At 53.9% G+C, this 22176-nt stretch carries 23 protein-coding genes, 1 tRNA gene and 1 other RNA gene; 15 read left to right on the forward strand and 10 right to left on the reverse strand.

Annotated elements, in window-relative coordinates:
• From OGV67_RS12035 to agp, 6 genes are all read left to right on the forward strand, one after another.
• Positions 1-1284 carry an ABC transporter permease gene (locus tag OGV67_RS12035; protein ID WP_115614874.1) on the forward strand — a complete coding sequence of 428 codons (1284 nt, stop codon included), beginning with the start codon at positions 1-3 and terminating at the stop codon, positions 1282-1284.
• The gene (locus OGV67_RS12040) at positions 1274-2404 is read left to right on the forward strand and encodes an ABC transporter permease (RefSeq protein ID WP_115614873.1); all 1131 of its coding nucleotides are present in this window, start codon (positions 1274-1276) and stop codon (positions 2402-2404) included. The genes OGV67_RS12035 and OGV67_RS12040 overlap by 11 nt, the downstream gene beginning before the upstream one ends.
• 4 nt (positions 2405-2408) lie before the next feature.
• Positions 2409-3104 carry an ABC transporter ATP-binding protein gene (locus tag OGV67_RS12045; RefSeq protein ID WP_000117262.1) on the forward strand — a complete coding sequence of 232 codons (696 nt, stop codon included), beginning with the start codon at positions 2409-2411 and terminating at the stop codon, positions 3102-3104.
• Complete coding sequence (locus tag OGV67_RS12050; RefSeq protein WP_012132911.1) at positions 3091-3576, forward strand: TlpA family protein disulfide reductase; 486 nt, start codon at positions 3091-3093, stop codon at positions 3574-3576. The genes OGV67_RS12045 and OGV67_RS12050 overlap by 14 nt, the downstream gene beginning before the upstream one ends.
• A gap of 24 nt (positions 3577-3600) precedes the next feature.
• Complete coding sequence (locus OGV67_RS12055) at positions 3601-4086, forward strand: hypothetical protein (RefSeq protein WP_000874189.1); 486 nt, start codon at positions 3601-3603, stop codon at positions 4084-4086.
• A gap of 121 nt (positions 4087-4207) precedes the next feature.
• Positions 4208-5449: a bifunctional glucose-1-phosphatase/inositol phosphatase gene (agp, locus tag OGV67_RS12060; RefSeq protein ID WP_115614872.1), complete on the forward strand. Its 1242-nt coding sequence runs from the start codon at positions 4208-4210 to the stop codon at positions 5447-5449.
• 36 nt (positions 5450-5485) lie between these two features.
• Here the strand turns inward: agp and OGV67_RS12065 are convergent, their stop codons facing one another.
• Positions 5486-5713 carry a YccJ family protein gene (locus OGV67_RS12065; protein WP_047457633.1) on the reverse strand — a complete coding sequence of 76 codons (228 nt, stop codon included), beginning with the start codon at positions 5711-5713 and terminating at the stop codon, positions 5486-5488.
• A gap of 20 nt (positions 5714-5733) precedes the next feature.
• Entirely contained in the window at positions 5734-6330 is a 597-nt protein-coding gene (gene wrbA / locus OGV67_RS12070) for an NAD(P)H:quinone oxidoreductase (RefSeq protein ID WP_047457630.1), read from the reverse strand.
• 385 nt (positions 6331-6715) lie between these two features.
• Between wrbA and OGV67_RS12075 the strand changes: the two genes are divergently transcribed.
• On the forward strand, positions 6716-6889 hold the full coding sequence (locus OGV67_RS12075; protein ID WP_012132907.1) for a con-10 family general stress protein: 174 nt from the start codon (positions 6716-6718) through the stop codon (positions 6887-6889).
• A gap of 201 nt (positions 6890-7090) precedes the next feature.
• Entirely contained in the window at positions 7091-7729 is a 639-nt protein-coding gene (gene rutR / locus OGV67_RS12080) for an HTH-type transcriptional regulator RutR (RefSeq protein ID WP_012132906.1), read from the forward strand.
• Here rutR and OGV67_RS12085 read toward each other — a convergent pair.
• On the reverse strand, positions 7726-8121 hold the full coding sequence (locus tag OGV67_RS12085) for a lysozyme inhibitor LprI family protein (protein ID WP_071258246.1): 396 nt from the start codon (positions 8119-8121) through the stop codon (positions 7726-7728). The two genes, rutR and OGV67_RS12085, sit on opposite strands and share 4 nt — an antisense overlap.
• A 127-nt stretch (positions 8122-8248) precedes the next feature.
• Positions 8249-12211: a trifunctional transcriptional regulator/proline dehydrogenase/L-glutamate gamma-semialdehyde dehydrogenase gene (gene putA / locus OGV67_RS12090; RefSeq protein ID WP_049011776.1), complete on the reverse strand. Its 3963-nt coding sequence runs from the start codon at positions 12209-12211 to the stop codon at positions 8249-8251.
• On the opposite strand from putA, the gene OGV67_RS12095 reads away from it, so the two are divergent.
• The 3 genes from OGV67_RS12095 (at position 12210) to phoH (ending at position 15493) form a co-directional block, all read left to right on the forward strand.
• The gene (locus OGV67_RS12095; protein ID WP_147294130.1) at positions 12210-12476 is read left to right on the forward strand and encodes a hypothetical protein; all 267 of its coding nucleotides are present in this window, start codon (positions 12210-12212) and stop codon (positions 12474-12476) included. The two genes, putA and OGV67_RS12095, sit on opposite strands and share 2 nt — an antisense overlap.
• 157 nt (positions 12477-12633) lie before the next feature.
• On the forward strand, positions 12634-14142 hold the full coding sequence (gene putP, locus OGV67_RS12100; RefSeq protein WP_024130454.1) for a sodium/proline symporter PutP: 1509 nt from the start codon (positions 12634-12636) through the stop codon (positions 14140-14142).
• Positions 14143-14704: 562 nt separating this feature from the next.
• Positions 14705-15493, forward strand: coding sequence for a phosphate starvation-inducible protein PhoH (gene phoH / locus OGV67_RS12105; RefSeq protein ID WP_012132901.1), 789 nt, complete (start codon positions 14705-14707; stop codon positions 15491-15493).
• Positions 15494-15865: 372 nt separating this feature from the next.
• On the opposite strand, the gene OGV67_RS12110 is transcribed toward phoH, so the two are convergent.
• A non-coding RNA gene (locus tag OGV67_RS12110) (RtT sRNA) lies at positions 15866-16001 on the reverse strand.
• 47 nt (positions 16002-16048) lie between these two features.
• A tRNA-Ser gene (locus OGV67_RS12115) sits at positions 16049-16136 on the reverse strand.
• A gap of 235 nt (positions 16137-16371) precedes the next feature.
• On the opposite strand from OGV67_RS12115, the gene ghrA reads away from it, so the two are divergent.
• The 4 genes from ghrA to OGV67_RS12135 all read left to right on the forward strand — a co-directional run bounded on the left by ghrA (position 16372) and on the right by OGV67_RS12135 (position 19296).
• Entirely contained in the window at positions 16372-17310 is a 939-nt protein-coding gene (gene ghrA / locus OGV67_RS12120; protein WP_115614870.1) for a glyoxylate/hydroxypyruvate reductase GhrA, read from the forward strand.
• Positions 17311-17396: 86 nt separating this feature from the next.
• Positions 17397-18134 (forward strand): phosphatase, encoded by a 738-nt coding sequence (locus tag OGV67_RS12125; RefSeq protein WP_012132897.1) that lies wholly within the window; start codon positions 17397-17399, stop codon positions 18132-18134.
• Between the two features lie 23 nt (positions 18135-18157).
• Positions 18158-18712: a TorD/DmsD family molecular chaperone gene (locus tag OGV67_RS12130; RefSeq protein ID WP_012132896.1), complete on the forward strand. Its 555-nt coding sequence runs from the start codon at positions 18158-18160 to the stop codon at positions 18710-18712.
• A gap of 101 nt (positions 18713-18813) precedes the next feature.
• Positions 18814-19296 (forward strand): DUF1097 domain-containing protein, encoded by a 483-nt coding sequence (locus tag OGV67_RS12135; RefSeq protein ID WP_065422796.1) that lies wholly within the window; start codon positions 18814-18816, stop codon positions 19294-19296.
• A gap of 117 nt (positions 19297-19413) precedes the next feature.
• Here the strand turns inward: OGV67_RS12135 and csgG are convergent, their stop codons facing one another.
• The 4 genes from csgG to csgD are packed head-to-tail and all read right to left on the reverse strand — an operon-like array spanning position 19414 to position 21766.
• Positions 19414-20247, reverse strand: coding sequence for a curli production assembly/transport protein CsgG (gene csgG, locus OGV67_RS12140; RefSeq protein ID WP_024130452.1), 834 nt, complete (start codon positions 20245-20247; stop codon positions 19414-19416).
• A 26-nt stretch (positions 20248-20273) separates the two neighbouring features.
• A complete protein-coding gene (csgF, locus tag OGV67_RS12145; RefSeq protein ID WP_012132893.1) occupies positions 20274-20690 on the reverse strand; it encodes a curli production assembly/transport protein CsgF in 417 nt (138 codons plus the stop codon).
• A gap of 25 nt (positions 20691-20715) precedes the next feature.
• Positions 20716-21111 (reverse strand): curli production assembly/transport protein CsgE, encoded by a 396-nt coding sequence (csgE, locus tag OGV67_RS12150; protein WP_012132892.1) that lies wholly within the window; start codon positions 21109-21111, stop codon positions 20716-20718.
• Positions 21112-21115: 4 nt separating this feature from the next.
• Positions 21116-21766, reverse strand: coding sequence for a biofilm master transcriptional regulator CsgD (csgD, locus tag OGV67_RS12155; RefSeq protein WP_012132891.1), 651 nt, complete (start codon positions 21764-21766; stop codon positions 21116-21118).
• Positions 21767-22176: the final 410 nt, after the last annotated feature.

Genomic DNA, 22176 nt, shown 5'->3' on the forward strand with positions numbered 1-22176 from the left:
ATGCTGTGGCGGATGTTACGACAATCCTGGGGGCGCAATTTACGCCGCAAAGTGTTGGCGATAATCACCGTTTTTCTGGCCTCCAGCCTGATTTCGGCGCTGCTGGCGGTGTCCATTGATATCGGCGATAAAATGTCCAGAGAGCTGAAGTCTTATGGCGCGAACATTTTGATTGAACCCGCCGGACAGGCTGCGCTGCCCGCGCTGTTTAGTGAGAGCAGTAATCCGCTTTCCGGTCAGGATTTTCTTGATGAATCCGAACTGCCGAACATCAAAGATATCTTCTGGCGAAACAACATTGTCGGGTTTGCGCCGATGCTCGGCGGCGAAGCCAGCGTGGAGGGAGAACCGGTGCGGATTCTGGGCACTTTCTTCAGTCAGCCAGTGGATATTCCTGATGAAGAGGGATATGAGACGGGGCAGAAAACGGTCAGCCCATACTGGCAGGTGACCGGCGACTGGCCGCAGGAACCCGCAGGCGCAGAGCCGCAGACCTTAGTCGGGCACGCGCTGGCGCGGCAAATGGGCTGGAAACCTGGTGATAAGCTGACATTACGTACCGAAGGCGAAGCAGTGCAGGTCACCGTCAGCGGTATCCTCTCCAGCGGTGGCGATGAAGATAACCAACTGGTGATGCCGCTAAGCACGGTACAGCACCTGCTGGGGCTCCCCGGAAAAGTGCAGGCGATTCGCGTCTCGGCGCTGACTGTGCCGGAAAACGAACTGTCCCGCCGCGCGCGAGAAAACCTGGATGCGCTCAATGCCGAAGAGTACGACCTCTGGTATTGCACGGCCTATGTGTCGTCGATCGCGCATCAGCTGGAAGAGGCGATTTCCGGCGCGGAAGTGCGCCCGGTATGGCAGGTCGCGGCGTCTGAAGGGGTGGTGATTGATAAAATTCAGCTGCTGATGGCGGTCGTTACCGTCGCGGCGCTGGCGGCTTCCGCAATGGGGATCGCCTCGCTGATGACCAGCACCATTATGGAACGCGCCAAAGAGATCGGTTTGATGAAAGCGCTGGGTGCGCGACAGTGGCAAATCATGCTGCTGTTCTACCTGGAAGCGGCGTCCAGCGGGCTGGCTGGCGGTGCGCTGGGATGTATTGCCGGGTGGGGGCTGGCGAAAGCGATTGGCGTCATGCTCTTCGACGCGCCGCTTAATTTTGCCTGGATTGTGGTGCCGTGCGTACTGGTGATTGCGGTACTGATTGCGTTGATCGGCACCTGGTTCCCGGCCCGGCGGATCGCCCGACTGTATCCTGTGGAGGTGCTGTATGGCCGCTAAACGTACCATGCTCTGGCTGCTGGTGTGGCGGGCGCTGCGTCTGCGTTTTCAGCGGGTCAGCGTGGTGTTTGCCGCGCTGGTGGTGGGGGCGACCATTGTGACGGCACTTTCTGCCGTCTGGTTCGACATTAACACCAAAATGAGCGAAGAACTGCGCACCTTCGGCGCGAATTTTTACATCGGGCCGGGGCACGGTTCCAGTATGCCGCAGCAGGAGTTGCAGAGCATTCTCGATCAGGCGCCGCAGGGGCTGGTGCATGGCGCCAGTCCGTGGTTGTACGGCATGGCGCGCACCGAGCTGGAAAAAGTGGTGATGGTTGGCGTGTGGTTCGAGTCGCTGCAAAAACTGGTACCGTACTGGCAAGTCACCGGTAGCTGGATTGGCGTCAGTTTTGACGACCGTAATGCGATGATCGGCGTCAAACTGGCGGAACGCCTCAACGTGCAGCCGGGCGACAGCATCACGCTGGTGGATCACAATCAGCGTAAGAATTTGCAGATTAAAGGCATTGTGGAGTCTGGCGATGCGACGGACAACATGCTGATCGTCAGCCTCGATGTGGCGCAGGCCTGGCTGCATCAGCCGGGCAAAATCAGCCACGGCTTGCTTAGCGTCAGTAACGATGTCGGCCAGGTGGAGAGCTACGCCAGCCGGTTGCAGGCGCAGTATCCTGACCTGGAGATTCGTCCGGTGCGTAAGGTCTCTGCTTCCGAAGGGCAGGTGCTGGATAAAATTAAAGGTCTGATGGGGCTGGTCTCGATCGTGATTCTGGCGCTCTCTTCGCTGTGCGTGAATACCACGCTGATGGCGATTGTCGGCGAGCGGGCGCGCGAGTTTGCGCTGCAAAAAGCGCTTGGTTCCAGCAACGGCGATATCGTGCGGCAAATTCTGCTGGAAACCAGCATCATCGCGCTGGCGGCGGTGGCGTGCGGCTGGGTGCTGGGATATTTGCTGGCGCAACTGTTGGGATTAACGGTGTTTAATGCCGCCATTTCGCTGCGTCTGCCGGTGTTGCCCATTACTCTGGTGTTGTCTTTACTGGTCGCCATTCTGGCGGCGATTGTTCCGGTGCGACGCGCGGTAAGCGTCGAGCCTGCTAAAGTGCTGAAAGGAGAGTAGCGCCATGTCCGTTACGCATATCCCTCAGGTGGCGATCGAAACCCGCCACTTATACAAACGGTTCGGTGACGTTACCGCCCTGGATGACATTAATCTGCGCATTGCGCAGGGTGAATTTGTCGCCATTATGGGCGCTTCTGGTTCTGGTAAAACCACGCTGATGAATATTCTGACGTGCCTTGATACGGCGACGGAAGGGCAGGTGTTTCTTGACGGCACCGATGCCGCCGCGCTGGATGAAGAGGGGCGGCGTCGCTTTCGTGCCGAGAAAATCGGCCTGGTATTTCAGCAGTTCCATCTGATCCCGTTCTTAACTGCGCTGGAAAACATCATGCTCGCCCAGCATTACCACAGCGTGGTGGATGAAGCGGCGGCGAGGAAGGTGCTGGAGCAGGTAGGGCTTGGGCATCGTGTGACGCACCTGCCGAGCCAGCTTTCCGGTGGTGAGCAGCAGCGTGTGTGTATCGCCCGGGCGCTGGTCAACGAACCGCCGGTTATTTTCGCGGATGAACCGACGGGCAACCTGGATGAAGAGAATGAGCAGCGGGTGCTGGATCTGCTCACCGATCTGCATCGTCAGGGGCGCACGATTGTGATGGTGACGCACAACCCTGCGCTTGGGCAGTTTGCCGACCGTATTCTGCGGCTGCAACACGGTAAATATCTGGGTGAGGAGGCCAATCAACATGCGCTGGCATAATGTGCTGTTACTCGCGGCGGCGATCCTGATAAGCGGGTGTAAAGAAGAAAAGCTGGCGGTCGGGGCACCGGCCCCGGCGCTGGCGGCGTTTGACCTGCAAGGCCAGGAGTCAGGCCTTGAGCGCTGGCAAGGAAAGGCGGTGTACCTGAATTTTTGGTCTGCGGGATGCGGGGGGTGTCTGGCGGAAATGGACACGCTGGAAGCGCTAAGCAAAAAATGGGGCGATAAAGTGGTGGTTGTGGCGGTCAATACCGACCCTGAAACGGTCAGGATTAACGATCTGCTGGCAAAGCATCAGATAACCTATCCGGTGGTGCGCGATCAGCTCAACATTACCCAGGAACGTTATCAGGTGATCGGCACGCCGACCTCCGTACTGATTGACCCCGAAGGACGCGTTCTGGAGCTACACCAGGGTATGCGTAAGCCGCCTGAGTTAGAGGCCACGTTTGCGCGCCTGGCGGCGCGATGAACGACGCGTACGGAGAGATACCCAATGGCATTTATCTGGAACGACGAAAGCCTTGCGATTCTGCGGGAAAACGCGGGCATCCTCACGACAGAGCAGATAGCGCAACTGCTTCACACCAATATTACCGCCGTGCGGAATATGGCCTATCGGCTGAAACTAAGTCTTCGGGTGACGGCGTATAATCACCGACGCATAGCGCAGGTTCAGGCGCTTTATGCCTCTGAGACGTTGAGTCTCAAAGAGATCGCGGCGAAAACGGGGCTGACGGCCAGTACCGTGCAATATATCGTGTACGTGAAATCAAAAAATAAGCCCTACGCCACCACGGAATATGTCTCTTTTGAAACGGAGAACGCCGTTCATTACCGCGTGCAAAAAGAATTTGTCGATACGGAGCGTTCCCTGCTGGACAACATCTCTGATAACACGCGATTTCGTGAACTGTATCTGACGGACGGCACTTTTTATTGCGCCCGCAATATTAAGTATGAGGTTTTTATCTCGGAATAACCGGAACACGCTGACCTGCCGGTTATCTTCTGGAATCTCCCGTTTTGCGAAACCGTTCCCGGAAAAATGTCATATTTCTGTCACACTCTATGAGGATTGATAACAACAAGAGGTTGTAGGGATGAAAAAATCGATACTCGCCGCCGCTGTGGCAGGGGCTGTTTTATTGTCGTCCGCCGCGCAAGCGCAGACAACGCCGGAAGGTTATCAACTGCAACAAGTGTTGATGATGAGCCGACACAACTTGCGCGCGCCGTTGGCCAATAATGGCAGCGTGCTGGAGCAGTCCACGCCGAATCAGTGGCCGGAGTGGGATGTGCCCGGCGGGCAGCTCACCACGAAAGGTGGTGTGCTGGAAATTTATATGGGCCACTACATGCGAGAATGGCTGGCGGAGCAGGGGATGGTCACGTCAGGTGAATGCCCGACGACGGACACGGTATATACCTATGCCAACAGTCTGCAACGCACCGTTGCGACGGCACAATTCTTTATCACCGGCGCTTTCCCTGGGTGCGACATTCCGGTACATCATCAGGAAAAAATGGGCACGATGGACCCAACGTTTAATCCGGTGATCACCGATGACTCTGCGGCGTTTAGCCAGAAAGCGGTGCAGGCGATGGAAAAAGAGCGCAGCCAGATGCAGCTTGACGACAGCTATCAACTGCTGGCGCAGATGACGGACTACAAAGATTCACCGTCCTGCAAAGAAAAACAGCAGTGTTCGCTGACCGAAGCCAAAGACGCCTTTAGCGCGAAGTATCAGGAGGAGCCTGGCGTTTCGGGGCCGCTGAAAGTTGGCAATTCGCTGGTGGATGCGTTTACGCTGCAATACTACGAAGGCTTCCCGATGGATCAGGTCGCCTGGGGCGAGATTAAATCCGATCAGCAGTGGAAAGTCCTGTCAAAGCTGAAGAACGGGTATCAGGACAGCCTGTTTACCTCGGGTGAAGTGGCGCGCAACGTCGCCAAACCGTTGGTCAAATATATTGATAAAGCGCTGGTGACTGACCGTAGCAGCGCGCCGAAAATTACCGTTCTGGTGGGGCATGACTCGAATATTGCTTCGCTGCTGACGGCGCTGGATTTCAAACCTTACCAGCTGCACGATCAGTACGAACGCACCCCGATTGGCGGCAAGATTGTGTTCCAGCGCTGGCATGACAGCAAAGGCAATCGCGACCTGATGAAAATCGAATATGTGTATCAGAGCTCGCAGCAGTTGCGTAACGCGGACGTCCTGACGCTGAAATCACCGGCGCAGCGCGTCACGCTGGAACTGGCGGGATGCCCGATAGACGCAAACGGCTTCTGTCCTCTTGATAAGTTCGATAACGTGTTGAACAGCGCGGCAAAATAGCAGAGGTTCTCCCCCGCGCAGGCGGGGGAGAAAAGGTCAGACATTTTTACGTTCGATGGTTTGTTCGCCCCAAAATAGCGAATCTTTATCCGTCTTCTCAAAGGCTTTAAGCAACACTTCGTCGCTGCCTTCCTCCCAAATTTTTTCAGCCAGTTTCTCGTCATACTTCGCGACTTCAAAAATGGCTTCGGCTATTTCTGGTGATGTATTACGCAGACTTGCCCATTCGCCGACGTGATGAGCCTTCGCTTCTTGAGTTGGCATTCGAATCCTCCTGTTGAAGATTAGCCGTTGAGTTTTACTGCCAGACCTGCAACATATTCACCCTGATAGCGAGCGATAGAAAGTTCTTCCTGGCTTGGCTGGCGTGAACCATCGCCCCCGGCAATTGTGGTGGCGCCGTATGGCGTACCGCCGCGAACCTGCGAGACGTCAAACAGTTCCTGCGCGGCGTAACCGATAGGGACAATCACCATGCCGTGGTGAGCCAGCGTGGTCCAGGTTGAGGTAATGGTTTGTTCCTGACCGCCGCCGGTGCCTGTCGAGCTGAATACGCTGGCGAGTTTTCCATACAACGCGCCGGATGCCCACAAACCGCCCGTCTGGTCCAGGAAGGTGCGCATCTGGCCTGACATATTGCCAAAGCGCGTCGGCGTACCAAAAATGATGGCGTCGTAATCAGGCAGTTCCTGCGGGGTTGCGACTGGTGCGTTTTGTGTTTTACCTCCGGCCTTTGCGAAGATTTCAGGCTGCATCGTTTCCGGTACGCGTTTGATAATGACTTCTGCGCCGTCCACTTTGTTTGCCCCTTCCGCCACCGCATGCGCCATGGTTTCGATGTGTCCGTACATGGAATAATAAAGCACCAGAATTTTTGCCATTTTGCACTACTCCTCGAGTTAACCGTGTCCGTAGCGATTCGCTACCTCTATTTAAAGATATGACGTCCTGGAGAGAGTGCAAATATCACAACCATTTCTTTGATTTATAACAAGATTTATCAGCGTCGTTTTTGTTGCAAAATGATACATTTTTCGCCGTTCGGATTTCTTTAACCATAAGAGAGGCTTATTGATTTCTTGGGGGGATTATTCCTGTCCCCCTGACGAACCTATTGCAGAATATTACGATTTACTGGTCAGTCGGGGTAACTTCGCTAAGCTTAGTTCCGCGTGGCAATAATTGTGGCGTCTGCCATATGCCGCGTGAGGAGATCTTCCTCAACACCGATGCAATATGATGTCTAATCTATGACGGAGGTCAGTAATGGCAAACCATCGGGGCGGTTCCGGTAATTTTGCGGAAGACCGCGAAAGAGCATCAGAAGCAGGTCGTAAAGGTGGCCAGCACAGCGGGGGCAACTTTAAGAATGACCCGCAGCGTGCATCAGAAGCAGGCAAAAAAGGGGGCAAAAGCAGTCACGGTAACCGTAACAGCTAGCCTGTAAGTTAACGCCATAATGTTTAGCGCATGCCGCTGGTAAACGTTATGATGCCACCGCCGCCGGTTCCTCCGGCGGTTTTTTTGTCCGTAAGATTGAAGTGTCGCCGCAGGCGACGCAAACTAAGCGTCCTGACGTTCAAAAAGAAAAAAGCGCCGTTGCCACGGTATCCTGGCGGCAATAAAACAAGGAGAGGGCGCATGGTTCAACGCGCAGAGAAAAAAACAGGTAAACGTTCACAAGCCGTCAGCGCCAAGCGCCAGGCGATTTTAACCGCTGCATTAAATACGTTTTCCCAGTACGGTATTCATGGTTCACGTCTGGAGCAGGTGGCTGAGCAGGCGGGAGTGTCCAAAACCAATTTGCTCTATTATTACCCGTCGAAAGAGGCGCTTTATGTCGCCGTACTGCGGCAAATCCTTGATATCTGGCTGGCGCCGTTAAAGGCCTTTCGTGAAGATTTCGCGCCGCTGGTGGCGATCAAAGAGTACATCCGTCTTAAACTGGAGGTCTCCCGTGATTATCCGCAGGCTTCCCGGCTTTTTTGCATGGAGATGCTGGCGGGCGCGCCGTTGCTGATGGAAGAATTGACCGGGGATTTGAAGGCGCTGATTGACGAAAAATCGGCATTGATTGCCGGATGGGTAAACAGTGGAAAACTGGCGCCCGTCGATCCGCATCACCTGATCTTTATGATTTGGGCTTCAACGCAGCATTACGCCGATTTTGCGCCTCAGGTCGAAGCGGTAACGGGCGCAACGCTGCGTGATGAAGCCTTTTTCAATCAAACGGTCGAAAGCGTACAGCGGATGATTATTGAAGGCATTCGCGTACGTTAACCGGCAGGCGGCAACGGACAGCTCAAATCGCCTTCCTCACATTGCAGCAGCGAAGCTAAAAACGCTTCGCGTTCGTCCGTTTTGTCCGTCATGCACTGGCTGGCGATCATCGGCTGTATACTGCCGCCTTCCGTGCCGGAACTGACCAGCGCGCAGTCGGCGTCCCGCAGGGCAATCCAGGCGATTTGCGCTTTTTTCAGCAAGTCACGCTGCGGCGGTTCGGCGCGTTTTAGCGCATTCTGGTACGTCTCATTGAGTTTTTTATCGGCGGTTTGAAATTGCGCGGCGGCGCAGGTGTTCATCTCCATTTGCGTGCTGGCGTTGGCGCAGTCATCGGCCAGTGCCGGAGCGCTGAGTAGCAGCGCAGCGCATGTGAATATAATTCGCTTCATACTTCCCTCTGGCTCTAAAACATTGCCGGATGGCGGCTTTGCCTGATCCGGCCTACAAATGTGTTTTGTAGGCCCGGTGAGCCGTAGCGCCACCGGGCATTTTCCAAAGCCTTAATTAACCACAGCCTTAACCAATTGTCATCAGGCTGGCGTTACCACCTGCCGCAGCGGTGTTAACGCTGAGCGAGCGCTCGATATACAGACGCTCCAGCAGGATATTGGTTTCACCACGGGCAAAGCCCTGTACCGACACGATCGCGCCGTCACGGGCGGCTACCGCCTCGCACAGCGCCCGTAGCTGATCGGAATCGCCGTGGAAGATCACCGCATCGAACGGCTGCGAAGTCAGCGTGTCCGCTTTCGCAAACTGAATACGTTCACAAACCGCAGCAGGCAGGCGCTTCGCCAGTTCGCGATGGAAGGCATCGTCCGGCCACAAAATCAGACTACCGACCGCTGTCACGGCGGCGACCTGCACCAGAGCGTCCTGCTCGTCATCAGCCAGACACAATACGCGTTCACGCGGCAGTAACGTCCAGGTATTGCGCTCACCGGTAGGGCCAGGCAGCAGACGCTGGGTTCCGGCCTGCGCCAGCTCGCTAAACTGCTGACAAAGCGTATGCAAAGCCGGGCGATCCGTCGCCCACCCGGTCAGCGCGTCAAGCGGCTGAGTCAGCGCGGCTTTAAGCTGGGCATCTACCGGGTAGTCCGCATCCTGACGGGCAAGCGTTATGCCCAACGCGTTTTCCGGGCGATTTGCCAACAGACGGTAGAGATAGAGCGGACCGCCCGCTTTCGGCCCGGTGCCGGACAAGCCTTCGCCGCCGAATGGCTGGACGCCCACGACCGCGCCGACCATATTACGGTTGACGTACAGGTTGCCTGCGTGTGCTGAACCGGTGACCTGCGCAATGGTCTCGTCAATTCGGGTATGTACGCCCAGCGTCAGACCGTAGCCGGAGGCGTTGATCTGCGCAATCAGTTCGGGAAGGTGGTTGCGCGTGTAACGCACCACATGCAGCACCGGCCCGAAGATCTCTTTTTGCAGCTCATCAAAACTTTCCAGTTCAATCAGCGTTGGCGGAACAAAGGTGCCGCTTTGCCATTCGCGCGCATCATCGCTGTTCTCACGTACGGCCTGGAATACCGGACGACCTTTCGTACGCATCGCCTGAATATGGCGCTCAATATTGGTTTTGGCTTCGTTATCGATAACCGGGCCAATGTCGGTGGTCAGACGGCCCGGATTGCCCATGCGGCATTCCGCCATTGCCCCGCGCAGCATTTTCAGGGTGTGGTCGGCGATATCATCCTGCAAGCACAGTATGCGCAGCGCCGAGCAGCGCTGCCCGGCGCTGTCAAACGCAGATGCCAGCACATCCACAACCACCTGTTCGGTAAGGGCGGAGGAGTCCACGATCATGGCGTTCATCCCGCCGGTTTCCGCAATCAGCGGAATCGGGCGACCCTGCGCATCCAGACGGGTGGCGATGTTACGCTGTAATAAGCTGGCGACTTCGGTCGAGCCGGTAAACATCACGCCGCGTACGCGCTCGTCGGAGGTCAACTGCGCCCCAACGGTTTCACCCTGGCCGGGCAGCAACTGCACTACGCCCGGCGGAACACCGGCTTCCAGTAATATGGCGATGCCCTGGGCGGCAATCAGCGGCGTTTGTTCCGCCGGTTTCGCCAGGACGCTGTTGCCCGCCGCCAGCGCAGCGGCAATTTGTCCGGTGAAGATGGCCAGCGGGAAGTTCCACGGGCTGATACAGACGACCGGGCCTAAAGGACGATGCGTTTCGTTATCAAAGTCATCGCGTACCTGCCCGGCGTAGTAGTGGAGGAAATCCACCGCTTCGCGTACTTCTGCAATGGCATTACTGAAGGTTTTCCCGGCTTCGCGTACCAGAATGCCAATCAGCTGCTGCATTTGGCCTTCCATTAATACCGCCGCGCGTTGCAGGATGGCGGCGCGTTCCTGCGGTGGCGTCGCGAACCAGATAGGGGCGTTGTTAACCGCGTTTTGCAGCGCTTGTTCAACGTCCGCAGCGCTGGCTTCGCGCACGTAGCCGACGATGTCTTTCGGCTCTGCCGGGTTGATCACCGGCGTCATCTCTCCGTCAGCGACCGGCTGTTCCAGCATCGGTTTGGCCTGCCATTTTTGCAGCGCATTGTTCAACAGAGCGGAGGAGAGGGAAGCAAGACGGTGTTCGTTAGCCAGATCCAACCCGCCGGAGTTTTCCCGGCCTTGTCCGTAGAGGTCGCGAGGCAGCGGGATTTTCGGATGCGGCAAGCCGGTTTGCCCTTCTTGCTGCGCCAGTTTTTCCACGGCCTCCACCGGGTCGGCGACCAGTTCATCCAGCGGCAGCGTGGCGTCGGCAATACGGTTAACGAAGGAGGTGTTAGCGCCGTTTTCCAGCAGGCGGCGCACCAGATATGCCAGCAGCGTTTCATGCGTGCCGACCGGGGCATAAATACGACACGGACGGTTGAGTTTGCCATCCGCCACTTTACCGGTGACCTGCTCGTACAGCGGTTCGCCCATGCCGTGCAGACACTGGAATTCATACTGGCCCGGATAGTAGTTCTGCCCCGCCAGTTGATAAATCGCCGCCAGAGTATGGGCGTTATGGGTCGCAAACTGCGGGTAAATCAGATTCGGTACGGCGAGCAGTTTTTTCGCGCAGGCCAGATAAGAAACGTCGGTATAGACCTTGCGGGTGTAAACCGGGTATCCCTCCAGTCCGTCCATTTGGGCGCGTTTGATTTCACTGTCCCAGTACGCGCCTTTCACCAGGCGGATCATCAGGCGGCGACGGCTACGCGTGGCGAGATCAATCAGATAATCAATCACAAACGGGCAGCGTTTCTGATAAGCCTGAATCACGAAACCGATGCCGTTCCAGCCAGCCAGTTCCGGCTCAAAACAAAGTTTTTCCAGCAGGTCGAGGGAGATTTCCAGACGGTCAGCTTCTTCGGCGTCGATGTTGATGCCGATATCATACTGACGCGCCAGCAGCGTCAGTGATTTCAGGCGCGGATACAGCTCCTCCATCACACGGTCATACTGCGCGCGACTGTAGCGCGGGTGCAGGGCGGAAAGCTTGATGGAGATCCCCGGCCCTTCATAAATTCCGCGTCCGTTAGACGCTTTGCCAATGGCGTGAATAGCCTGCTGATACGAAACCATATAAGCCTGCGCATCGGCGGCGGTCAGCGCCGCTTCGCCTAACATATCGTAGGAGTAGCGGAAGCCTTTGTCTTCCAGCTTACGCGCATTCGCCAGCGCTTCGGCGATGGTTTCACCGGTGACGAACTGCTCGCCCATCAGGCGCATTGCCATGTCCACGCCTTTGCGGATCAGCGGCTCGCCGCTCTTACCGATAATCCGGTTCAGCGAGCGAGAGAGACTGGCTTCGTTGTGGGTAGAAACCAGCTTGCCGGTAAACAACAGACCCCAGGTGGCGGCATTAACAAACAGCGACGGGCTGCGGCCAATATGCGACTGCCAGTTGCCGTTGCTGATTTTGTCGCGGATGAGCGCGTCACGCGTCGCTTTATCCGGGATACGCAGCAGCGCTTCCGCAAGGCACATCAGCGCGACGCCTTCCTGTGAGGAGAGGGAGAACTCCTGCAACAGCCCCTGCACCATCCCGGCGCGACCGCTGGCCGTTTTCTGGTTACGCAGTTTCTCCGCCAGTTGATAGGCCAGCTTGTGGGCCTGCTCGGCCACCGGCTGCGGCAGACGCGCCTGCTCCATTAACATCGGCACCGCATCGGTTTCGGCGCGACGGTAAGCTGCGGTAATCGCGGCGCGGGAGACCGACTGAGGCAGGATCTGCTCGGCAAACTCAAGGAAAGGCTGGTGGTTTTCTTCCTGCTGTGCGGTTGACTCATCGCCTTCATTGGCGGCGCCAGCCAGCAGGGCGGGCAACTCCGGTAACGCCTCGTCGCTTTCCAGTTTTTCCAGATAATTAAAGATTGCCTGTTTGATCAGCCAGTGTGGGGTGCGATCAATTCGTGTTGCTGCTGTTTTAATACGTTCGCGCGTCGCGTCGTCCAGCTTAACCCCCATCGTGGTGGTTCCCATGCCGTCTACTCCTGTTGTTCTGATATGTGCTGCTGATAGTTATCGAGAAATATCCACTATGTTGCAACTTTGTGCAACCTCGTTAAATGTGACCTGCCTTGCAAGCTTAAAAATGAATGAAATGTTAAAAGAAGAGACGCTTCTGGATAGGATAAAAACAATAACCAAATCTTTTTCTCTGCGGCAGTTAACACTTTTGAAAGGTGCAACCTTAAAAAATGTGAGAGAGTGCAACCTGGAGAAAAATAGTATCCCACCCGAATAAAATTTGATGTAAATGATGTGTTAAATCGATTGTGAATGACCACCGCTTCCGGCAGGATACGGTCGCCCTGGTAAACATAAACACCATTGCCACGTTCCGGCAGGGTATAAAACGGCAGCTCTTATTATTGCCGGCACATAAAATCTGGAGACTTTTGATGGCTATTAGCACACCGATGTTGGTGACGTTTTGTGTCTATATCTTTGGCATGATATTGATAGGGTTTATTGCATGGCGTTCGACCAAAAACTTTGATGACTATATTCTCGGCGGCCGCAGCCTTGGGCCGTTTGTGACGGCATTATCCGCTGGCGCATCTGATATGAGCGGCTGGCTGCTGATGGGTCTGCCGGGGGCGATTTTCCTGTCGGGGATTTCTGAAAGCTGGATCGCGATTGGTCTGACGTTAGGGGCATGGATTAACTGGAAACTGGTGGCTGGACGTTTACGCGTCCACACTGAATTCAATGATAACGCCCTGACTCTGCCGGATTATTTTACCGGGCGTTTTGAAGATAAAAGTCGCGTTCTGCGCATTATCTCTGCCCTGGTTATCCTGCTGTTTTTCACCATTTATTGCGCATCGGGGATTGTGGCAGGGGCGCGTCTGTTTGAAAGCACCTTTGGCATGAGCTATGAAACTGCGCTGTGGGCGGGGGCGGCAGCCACCATTATCTATACCTTTATTGGCGGCTTCCTGGCCGTGAGCTGGACAGACACCGTCCAGGCCAGCCTGATGATTTTCGCCCTGATTCTGACGCCTGTTATGGTAATCATCAGCGTCGGCGGTTTTGGTGACTCCCTGGAAGTGATTAAACAAAAGAGCATTGAGAATGTGGATATGCTCAAGGGGCTGAACTTTGTCGCCATTATCTCCCTGATGGGCTGGGGGCTGGGCTACTTTGGTCAACCGCATATTCTGGCGCGCTTTATGGCGGCGGATTCTCACCACAGCATCGTGCACGCGCGTCGCATCAGTATGAGCTGGATGATCCTGTGTCTGGCGGGGGCGGTGGCTGTCGGCTTCTTCGGCATTGCTTACTTTAACAATAACCCGGCACTGGCCGGAGCGGTGAATCAGAACTCGGAACGCGTGTTCATTGAACTGGCGCAAATCCTGTTCAACCCGTGGATTGCCGGTATTCTGCTGTCCGCTATTCTCGCGGCGGTGATGTCGACGTTAAGCTGCCAGCTGCTGGTGTGCTCCAGCGCGATTACCGAAGATTTGTACAAAGCCTTCTTGCGTAAAGGCGCGAGCCAGAAAGAGCTGGTATGGGTAGGGCGCATTATGGTGCTGGTGGTTGCGCTGGTGTCTATCGCGCTGGCTGCTAACCCTGAAAACCGCGTGCTCGGTCTGGTGAGCTATGCGTGGGCGGGCTTCGGCGCGGCGTTTGGCCCGGTCGTGCTGTTCTCGGTGATGTGGTCGCGTATGACCCGTAACGGCGCGCTGGCCGGAATGGTTATCGGGGCGCTGACGGTTATTGTCTGGAAACAGTTTGGCTGGCTGGATCTGTACGAAATCATCCCTGGCTTCATCTTCGGCAGCATCGGGATTGTGGTCTTTAGCCTGCTGGGTAAAGCGCCGTCGTCGGCTATGCAAGAACGTTTTGCGAAAGCGGATGCGTATTACCACTCCGCACCGCCGTCGCGTTTACAGGCAGAGTAATCTGACCGCTGTCCGTTTACTTTCATAGCCCGCCATGCGCGGGCTTTTTATTCAGAATTGTGGTGTGTTTCTCTGTATGTCGATGAATGAAAGTATTAATTTTTACTATGAGCGTTCAGGTGAAATAATTTTGTAATATCTCTGTAAGAGACTATTGCCAGTGCAAAGGGGAACTTTGGTTAATGCATGGTAAATATGTTGTTGCATTAATGATAAATTATGTTGTACTAATACGTAATAGCGGTAGTTCCCGGCAGTGATGACACTTTTCACTATGGAGATCGCGAATGGTAAGGTCCTGTACTGGACACGTTTTTCGCAGTAACAGCAATAACTTATGCGGATGCCTCTCCTCCGGTAGCCCTGTCGTCACCGCTAAATTCCTCTCACTTCCTCTTTTTATCCCTGTTACTGACGTCGTATTCGGTGCGCGTAGCCGTGTAGGGCGTCTTTTCAAAAAGCAAGCAATGGCTTACAAGGAAGCCAACCCTCAGATGTTCGTGCGCATAATCGTGCCGCCAACGGCGCGTGTGATGTATACCAACAACTCAAGGTGCTATCCATGGGAAGACAAAAAGCAGTGATCAAAGCTCGTCGTGAAGCAAAACGTGTGCTGAGACGGGATTCGCGTAGCCACAAACAACGTGAAGAAGAATCGGTCACCTCGCTTGTGCAGATGAGCGGCGTAGAAGCGATAGGCATGGCGCGTGATAGCCGTGACGCCACACCAATCGTAGCGCGAAATGAGGCTCAGGAGCACTACCTGAATGCTATCGAGAGTAAACAACTGATCTTCGCCACTGGCGAAGCCGGGTGTGGAAAAACCTGGATCAGTGCGGCAAAAGCAGCAGAGGCCCTGATACATAAAGATGTAGACAGGATTATTGTTACCCGTCCGGTTTTGCAGGCCGATGAAGATCTCGGCTTCTTACCAGGCGATATATCCGAGAAGTTCGCGCCTTATTTCCGGCCCGTCTATGACGTGCTGGTGAAACGCCTGGGCGCATCTTTTATGCAATACTGCCTGCGGCCTGAGATTGGTAAGGTGGAAATCGCGCCGTTCGCCTATATGCGCGGACGTACATTTGAAAATGCAGTCGTCATTCTTGACGAGGCTCAGAATGTGACTGCTGCGCAAATGAAGATGTTCTTAACGCGCCTCGGGGAGAACGTGACGGTTATCGTAAATGGCGACATTACCCAGTGCGATTTACCGGCTCATGTTCAATCAGGGTTAAGTGATGCGTTAGCTCGCTTTGAAGAAGATGAGATGATAGGTATTGTCCGTTTCCATAAAGACGACTGCGTGCGTTCGGCATTGTGCCAACGAACCCTTCATGCCTACAACTGAAGCGTCGTCAGATCTCATAGCCCGGGAAACCGGGCTTTGTTTTTTGTAGGCCGGATAAGGCGCTTGCGCTGCCATCCGGCGATGTGCGGGAGCCCGGTGGCGCTAACGCTTACCGGTCCAGGGGTGTTTTTGTAGGCCGGATAAGGCGTTTGCGCTGCTATCCGGCGATGTGCAGGTGCCCGATGGTGCTAACGCTTACCGGTCCTGGGATGTTTTTGTAGGCCGGATAAGGCGCTTGCGCTGCCATCCGGCGATGTGCAGGCGCCCGGTGGCGCTAACGCTTACCGGGCCTACGGTGTTCTTGTCAGCCGGATAGCATGTGCAATATGCGAAAAAAAGCCCGTACTTTCGTACGAGCTCTTTTTCTGAATATGGCGGTGAGGGGGGATTGACTCGCTTCGCTCGCCCTGCGGGCAGCCCGCTCTCTGCGTTCGCGGTCTGTCCAACTGGCTGCCGCCAGTTGTCGAACCCCGGTCGTGGGTTCTCATCCCCCCACAGCGCGTGCAACATGCAAAAAAAAAGCCCGTACTTTCGTACGAGCTCTTTTTCTGAATATGGCGGTGAGGGGGGGATTCGAACCCCCGATACGTTGCCGTATACACACTTTCCAGGCGTGCTCCTTCAGCCACTCGGACACCTCACCATATTGTCGTTCCAGTGTTGCTGGAACGGGCGCTAATTTAGGGAAATACGCCCCCGGCGTCAATCACCTTTTCTAAAAAATCGTGCAATTACACAAACTTCAATCAACATGCAGTTTAAATAAGCGGAAACTGCTTTTTTTGCCAGCATCTCTAAATTTGTTATGCTGATGATCCCTATGAAAATGATGATAATAAGTGCGAGTAAATTCCGCACAACAACACTCAGGAGTCAACATGGAGATAATGTTCTATCACCCGACCTTCGATACGGCCTGGTGGCTTAACGCTTTGGCAAAGGCGATTCCCGGCGCGAATATTCGTGAATGGAAACCCGGTGATAACGAACCTGCGGATTATGCGCTCGTGTGGCATCCGCCGGTGGAGATGCTCGAAGGACGGAAGCTAAAAGCCGTATTTGCGCTTGGCGCAGGTGTGGATTCCATTCTGAGTAAGCTCAAAGCGCACCCGGAAATGCTGGATGCCTCTATCCCGCTGTTCCGCCTGGAAGATACCGGCATGGGCCTGCAAATGCAGGAGTATGCCGTGAGCCAGGTGCTGCATTGGTTCCGCCGCTTCGATGATTATCAGGCGCTGAAAAACCAGTCAACATGGCAGCCGCTGCCGGAATATGATCGCGATGAATTCACCGTCGGTATTATGGGGGCGGGGGTGCTGGGCGCCAAAGTCGCTGAAGCGCTCCAGGCATGGGGATTCCCGCTTCGCTGCTGGAGCCGTAGCCGTAAATCCTGGCCTGGCGTAGAGAGTTTTGCGGGAGCTGAGGAGTTAGGCGCATTCCTGAATCAAACAAGGGTGCTGATCAACCTGCTGCCAAATACGGCGGAGACGGTGGGCATTATTAATTCCGGCTTGCTCAATCGGTTACGGGATGGAGCTTACCTGCTTAACCTGGCGCGTGGTGTGCATGTTAATGAGGACGATCTGCTTGCCGCGTTGAATAGCGAAAAACTCAAAGGGGCGATGCTGGATGTTTTCAGCCGCGAGCCGTTGCCAAAAGAGAGTCCGCTCTGGCAACACCCTCGCGTGGCGATGACGCCGCACATTGCCGCCGTCACCCGCCCGGCGGAAGCCGTGGACTATATTTCGCGCACCATTACGCATCTGGAACGCGGCGAATCCGTGACGGGTCAGGTCGATCGCGTTCGCGGCTACTGATGACAACCCGGTTAGCGCCGGGTTTCGACTAATAAATGGCGACGATACCTGCTATCCTTGTCGGAAAACGACTACAGGAGTGAGTTATGTATCCCGTTGACTTGCATATGCATACCGTCGCCAGCACCCACGCATACAGTACCTTGCACGATTATATTGCCGAAGCGAAACGCAAAGGTATTAAGCTCTTTGCCATTACCGATCACGGCCCGGATATGGCCGATGCTCCGCATCACTGGCACTTTATCAACATGCGTATCTGGCCGCGTCTGGTTGACGGGGTGGGCATTCTTCGCGGTATTGAAGCCAACATCAAGAATATCGATGGCGAGATTGACTGCACGGGCCCGATGCTGAACTCGCTGGATGTGATTATCGCCGGTTTCCATGAACCGGTTTTCGCGCCGCACGATAAAGAGACCAATACCCAGGCGATGATTGCCGCGATGGCCAGCGGAAATGTGCATATTATCAGCCATCCGGGCAACCCAAAGTATCCTGTCGATATCACCGCGATTGCGCAGGCGGCGGCTAAATACCAGGTGGCGCTGGAAATCAATAACTCGTCATTCCTGCATTCGCGCAAAGGCAGTGAAGATAATTGCCGCGCGGTGGCCGCGGCCGTGCGTGACGCTGGCGGATGGGTAGCGTTAGGGTCAGATTCCCATACTGCGTTTACACTCGGTGAATTTGCCGAATGCCGGAAGATCCTGGATGAAGTGGATTTCCCGGAAGAACGCGTTTTAAACGTTTCGCCAGGACGCTTACTGAGATTTCTGGAATCGCGCGGTATGGCGCCGATCCCGGAGTTTGCTGAACTTTAATTGCTGATAACTGGAATATATCAATGAATGAGTTTTCTATCCTGTGTCGTGTGCTGGGATCGCTGTATTACCGCCAACCGCAGGACCCTCTGCTGGTTCCTCTGTTTACGCTGATCCGCGAGGGTAAATTGTCGGCAAGCTGGCCGTTGGAGCAGGATGAGCTTCTGGCGCGGTTGCAGAAAAGTTGCGACATGACCCAACTGGCGGCGGACTACAATGCGCTGTTTGTCGGCGACGAGTGCGCCGTGTCGCCTTATCGCAGCGCTTGGGTGGAAGGGGCGAAGGAGTCCGATGTTCGCGCGTTTCTTTCCGCTCGCGGTATGCCGTTGGCGGATACCCCTGCCGACCATATCGGTACGCTGCTGCTGGCCGCCTCCTGGCTGGAGGATCAGTCTGCTGAAGATGAGAGCGAAGCGCTGGAAACGCTGTTTATTGAATACCTGCTTCCCTGGTGCGGTACTTTCCTTGGCAAAGTGGAAGCCCATGCCGCGACGCCATTCTGGCGTACGATGGCGCCGTTGACGCGCGATGCGATCGGCGCAATGTGGGATGAGTTACAGGAAGGCGCTGAAGAGTAAATGTGATCATGGTCACTTTGTTATGCAACGTGATTAATTGTCTTGCATAAAATGTGTGCGTGATCTCATTCGTATGCCGCTTTTCTGCTATGATGCGCGGCATGAACATACTTATCTCCATTGCAATCACAACGGGCATTCTCTCCGGTATCTGGGGATGGGTGGCCGTTTCCTTTGGCCTGCTCAGCTGGGCGGGTTTTCTGGGCTGTACGGCCTATTTCGCCTGCCCGCAGGGCGGCCTGAAAGGGTTATTGATTTCTGCATGTACGCTCCTGAGCGGCGTGGTGTGGGCGCTGGTGATTATTCACGGCAGCGCGCTGGCTCCGCATCTGGAGATCGTCAGTTACGTCATGACGGGAATCGTCGCGTTTTTGATGTGCGTTCAGGCGAAGCAGCTGTTGCTTTCTTTTGTGCCTGGCACCTTTATCGGCGCATGCGCGACGTTTGCAGGGCAGGGGGACTGGCGACTGGTTCTGCCTTCGCTGGCGCTGGGACTCGTGTTTGGCTATGCGATGAAAAATAGCGGGCTGTGGCTGGCGTCTCGTCGGGTAAGAGATTCTTCGCCGACGGCGGTCAGCAAATAAAAAAGCGTGAGGTTTCCCCCACGTTCATATGATGTCAATCCTGATGGCGCAAACTTATCCTGCCTGCTGTAGGCCCGATAAGCCTGCGCCATCGGGCATTCTACGGTTGGTGAAATATCAGGATTCCGGCGGTACGGACATGTGGCGGTATTTCACCAGAATGTCGTTCTGACGCTCCGCTTTGTTCTGCAAATCCCACAGGCCGCGATCGATCCCGTCGTTAATCAGGAAGATAACGCCCGTTTCAATCGCTGACATCAGACACAGCATCACCGGTTCATTAGAGGTGTAGCCGATTTCACCTTCCAGCAGTCGCTGGTAATCAATAAAGCGGAACACCCCGGCCTGCACTTCATAGGAAAGGATGGTCTTGCTGGTATTGACCGAAGAGAGGATCTCGCCGGTGCTGACGTTAACCACGCGCAGGTTTACCGCAATCTGGTCAAGCTGATACTGCGTATCCGCACCGATACCGAAGTACCGCGCACCGACCCCGCCTGACTTCACGTTGCTTTCGTAACCGATAATCGACCCTTCCACCATGATATTCGCGGCGGTGAGGGACTGAAGCGGGATTCGGTTATTGATAGCCACCGTGCCGTTTTCCTGCGCTGCACGAATAATTTTGCGTTCGTTCAGCAGGTTTTGCAGTCCCTGACGCTCCAGCGGGATAAACCAGCGGGAGTCTTTCAGCGCGGTCACCAGCATCGCGGTGGCGCTCTGCGGAACAGCAGTCGAGAAGTTACTCGCCGGATAAGGCTTAAACTGGCCCGTTTCATCCTGAATATTATAAACCGAGACAAAAATCTTACCCGTTGGCATCGGCAGGTGCGTCAAATCTTTATAGCTTTGCGCACGAGGCATTAATGTCGGTTTCGCGGCTTCTTTAGGCGGGGCGGTTAAGCATCCGCTCAGTAAACATACTGCAACCAAAATAAGTAAGCGCTGCATGATTATTGTCCTTTGGTAGCTGGGGCTTAGAAATCGGTTGACTGTGTTTGCAAACCTGACACTTCAATCGTCGAGGTTTTCCCGGTTTTCCTGTCCGTGACATTAAGTCGCAGTTGCCCATCCCGGTTGGCGATATCAATGATAAAATCATTGGTCACCATTCTGCCTGGTTTGCCGGTGTTAATATTCGTCAGCAATCCGCCAAGGATTTGCGATTGAATAGCCTGCGTAAAGTTATCCAGGGCAGACGGGGTTTCAATCCCGAAGTCGTCGTAATAACTTGGGTCCTTATAAGAGTTTTGTGCCTGAGCGCTATTTAATAAAAATGCGCCGTTATTTGGGTTTCCACCAAAATTAGGATTTCGGAACTGGAATGTCATATTTCCGGCCCAACTTAATGGTGAAATAAGCATGAGCATAACTACTGCATGTTTGACACGCATGGCAGCCTCCAGACTAAATCATATTTTAGAATTCATCGCGCGCTAAATCACTCGTGCTTAATAGCGTTTGATCTATTTGCCGACGATTTAATGCTTCTTCAGTTTGCGCCAGCGCGAAGTCAACGGTTCGCTCGAAGTCTCTTTTCGTTGGGAATAAAAAAGTCTGGAATATAACGTCCTGATTTACCGTTATCGTAATCCAACTTCCCCAACGCGCACTGGGTCTTTCATTGATGGTCAAATTGCCTGTGTACTCACTTTCCCATTTGTCGCTGAAGGCGCGATAAAAATTGTGGCCGACTGATGAGACGGTATGGTCAGTTAAGAGTCCGGGAACTTCCACTTCAACTTCCGCAGCGTGAAGATTCCCTGCGGCAAGCAGTAATTCTGCTGCCACAATCCAGGTCAGATAGCGTTTCATGGCTTTATCGCCTGAGGTTATCGTTTGCCCACGAGACCGCCTGAGTACGGTTTTTAACAGCTATCTTTTTGAAAAGATTATAAAGATGTGTTTTTACCGTATTCTCGCTGATAAAAAGCGAGCGGGCGATTTCAATGTTTGAGGCGCCGATTCGCAGTTTATTGAGGATCTCTTTTTCACGATGAGTGAGAAGCGCTGATTCCGTGCTGTTGTAACGGTAGTTCCCTGAATGGGTGATCAGGTAACTGGCCAGCTTTTGCGAAAAATAGCATTCGCCTCGCAGGATCCCCTGCAAGCCGTTAACGACACGTTCTTCATCCTCCGTTGCGTAAAACACGCCATTGATATGTGGCCAGTTTTCAATATCACGGAAGGGATAGTCGTCGGGAGTGTTCAACAATAACGTCTTGATATTGTTGTTTTTCCGACTCAAATTGTCTTGCCAGTAATGGATGATTTTTTTATCCGCTTCCATCATATCCAGTAAAACAATGCAGCTGGCGGATATATCATCCAGAGAACGTTGAATATTATGTAGTTTTCCGGTAACAGCCAGTGATTGCTTTAAATGCTGCAATAATGCAGTGGCCTGCAAAGATGGTTTTGTGATCAACAATAATGTATGACCATGAATACTATGGACTTCATTAAACATGATGAAACCCCACTTTTTTTAGTCGCACATCTGACAGCTGCCTCAGCTAAAATACGAGGCACCAGAAGTACTGACAGATGTTGCACTGCTGTGTGTAGAAATAAAACATCGACCCAAAAAGGGTAAAAATATTAAAACAGATGGACTACAACTGATTTCAATCTAGTCATTACAAACCTTAAAGCAAGTGTTAAACTTGTAACAAAATGTAAAATTATATATTCATATGTTAATGTGTGGATTTTTTAGAGATTAGATTTGATAGAAAAGTTGTACATGTTGCTGTTATTGCATAGATTTAAAAAATCATACAAATTATAATAACTTATTGATTTTAAATCATAATTTAAAATTATTTTTGAGTTTGTCTGACAAGTTAATTTTAAAACGTTCGACTCATGGCCGCCTGG

The sequence above is a fragment of the Citrobacter sp. CK188 genome, from assembly GCF_030333525.1.
In the GTDB taxonomy this organism is placed as follows: domain Bacteria; phylum Pseudomonadota; class Gammaproteobacteria; order Enterobacterales; family Enterobacteriaceae; genus Citrobacter_B; species Citrobacter_B koseri.

Bases quoted from the DNA above. Each gene is read 5' to 3' on its own strand.
- OGV67_RS12035 (WP_115614874.1), top strand. From the start codon at position 1: ATGCTGTGGCGGATGTTACGACAATCCTGGGGGCGCAATTTACGCCGC.
- ghrA (WP_115614870.1), top strand. From the start codon at position 16,372: ATGGAGATAATGTTCTATCACCCGACCTTCGATACGGCCTGGTGGCTT.
- agp (WP_115614872.1), top strand. From the start codon at position 4,208: ATGAAAAAATCGATACTCGCCGCCGCTGTGGCAGGGGCTGTTTTATTG.
- OGV67_RS12135 (WP_065422796.1), top strand. From the start codon at position 18,814: ATGAACATACTTATCTCCATTGCAATCACAACGGGCATTCTCTCCGGT.
- csgF (WP_012132893.1), bottom strand. From the start codon at position 20,690: ATGCGTGTCAAACATGCAGTAGTTATGCTCATGCTTATTTCACCATTA.
- wrbA (WP_047457630.1), bottom strand. From the start codon at position 6,330: ATGGCAAAAATTCTGGTGCTTTATTATTCCATGTACGGACACATCGAA.
- OGV67_RS12085 (WP_071258246.1), bottom strand. From the start codon at position 8,121: ATGAAGCGAATTATATTCACATGCGCTGCGCTGCTACTCAGCGCTCCG.
- csgG (WP_024130452.1), bottom strand. From the start codon at position 20,247: ATGCAGCGCTTACTTATTTTGGTTGCAGTATGTTTACTGAGCGGATGC.
- csgD (WP_012132891.1), bottom strand. From the start codon at position 21,766: ATGTTTAATGAAGTCCATAGTATTCATGGTCATACATTATTGTTGATC.
- phoH (WP_012132901.1), top strand. From the start codon at position 14,705: ATGGGAAGACAAAAAGCAGTGATCAAAGCTCGTCGTGAAGCAAAACGT.
- OGV67_RS12040 (WP_115614873.1), top strand. From the start codon at position 1,274: ATGGCCGCTAAACGTACCATGCTCTGGCTGCTGGTGTGGCGGGCGCTG.
- OGV67_RS12055 (WP_000874189.1), top strand. From the start codon at position 3,601: ATGGCATTTATCTGGAACGACGAAAGCCTTGCGATTCTGCGGGAAAAC.
- OGV67_RS12075 (WP_012132907.1), top strand. From the start codon at position 6,716: ATGGCAAACCATCGGGGCGGTTCCGGTAATTTTGCGGAAGACCGCGAA.
- putP (WP_024130454.1), top strand. From the start codon at position 12,634: ATGGCTATTAGCACACCGATGTTGGTGACGTTTTGTGTCTATATCTTT.
- OGV67_RS12125 (WP_012132897.1), top strand. From the start codon at position 17,397: ATGTATCCCGTTGACTTGCATATGCATACCGTCGCCAGCACCCACGCA.
- csgE (WP_012132892.1), bottom strand. From the start codon at position 21,111: ATGAAACGCTATCTGACCTGGATTGTGGCAGCAGAATTACTGCTTGCC.
- putA (WP_049011776.1), bottom strand. From the start codon at position 12,211: ATGGGAACCACCACGATGGGGGTTAAGCTGGACGACGCGACGCGCGAA.
- OGV67_RS12130 (WP_012132896.1), top strand. From the start codon at position 18,158: ATGAATGAGTTTTCTATCCTGTGTCGTGTGCTGGGATCGCTGTATTAC.
- OGV67_RS12050 (WP_012132911.1), top strand. From the start codon at position 3,091: ATGCGCTGGCATAATGTGCTGTTACTCGCGGCGGCGATCCTGATAAGC.
- OGV67_RS12095 (WP_147294130.1), top strand. From the start codon at position 12,210: ATGCCGTCTACTCCTGTTGTTCTGATATGTGCTGCTGATAGTTATCGA.
- rutR (WP_012132906.1), top strand. From the start codon at position 7,091: ATGGTTCAACGCGCAGAGAAAAAAACAGGTAAACGTTCACAAGCCGTC.
- OGV67_RS12065 (WP_047457633.1), bottom strand. From the start codon at position 5,713: ATGCCAACTCAAGAAGCGAAGGCTCATCACGTCGGCGAATGGGCAAGT.
- OGV67_RS12045 (WP_000117262.1), top strand. From the start codon at position 2,409: ATGTCCGTTACGCATATCCCTCAGGTGGCGATCGAAACCCGCCACTTA.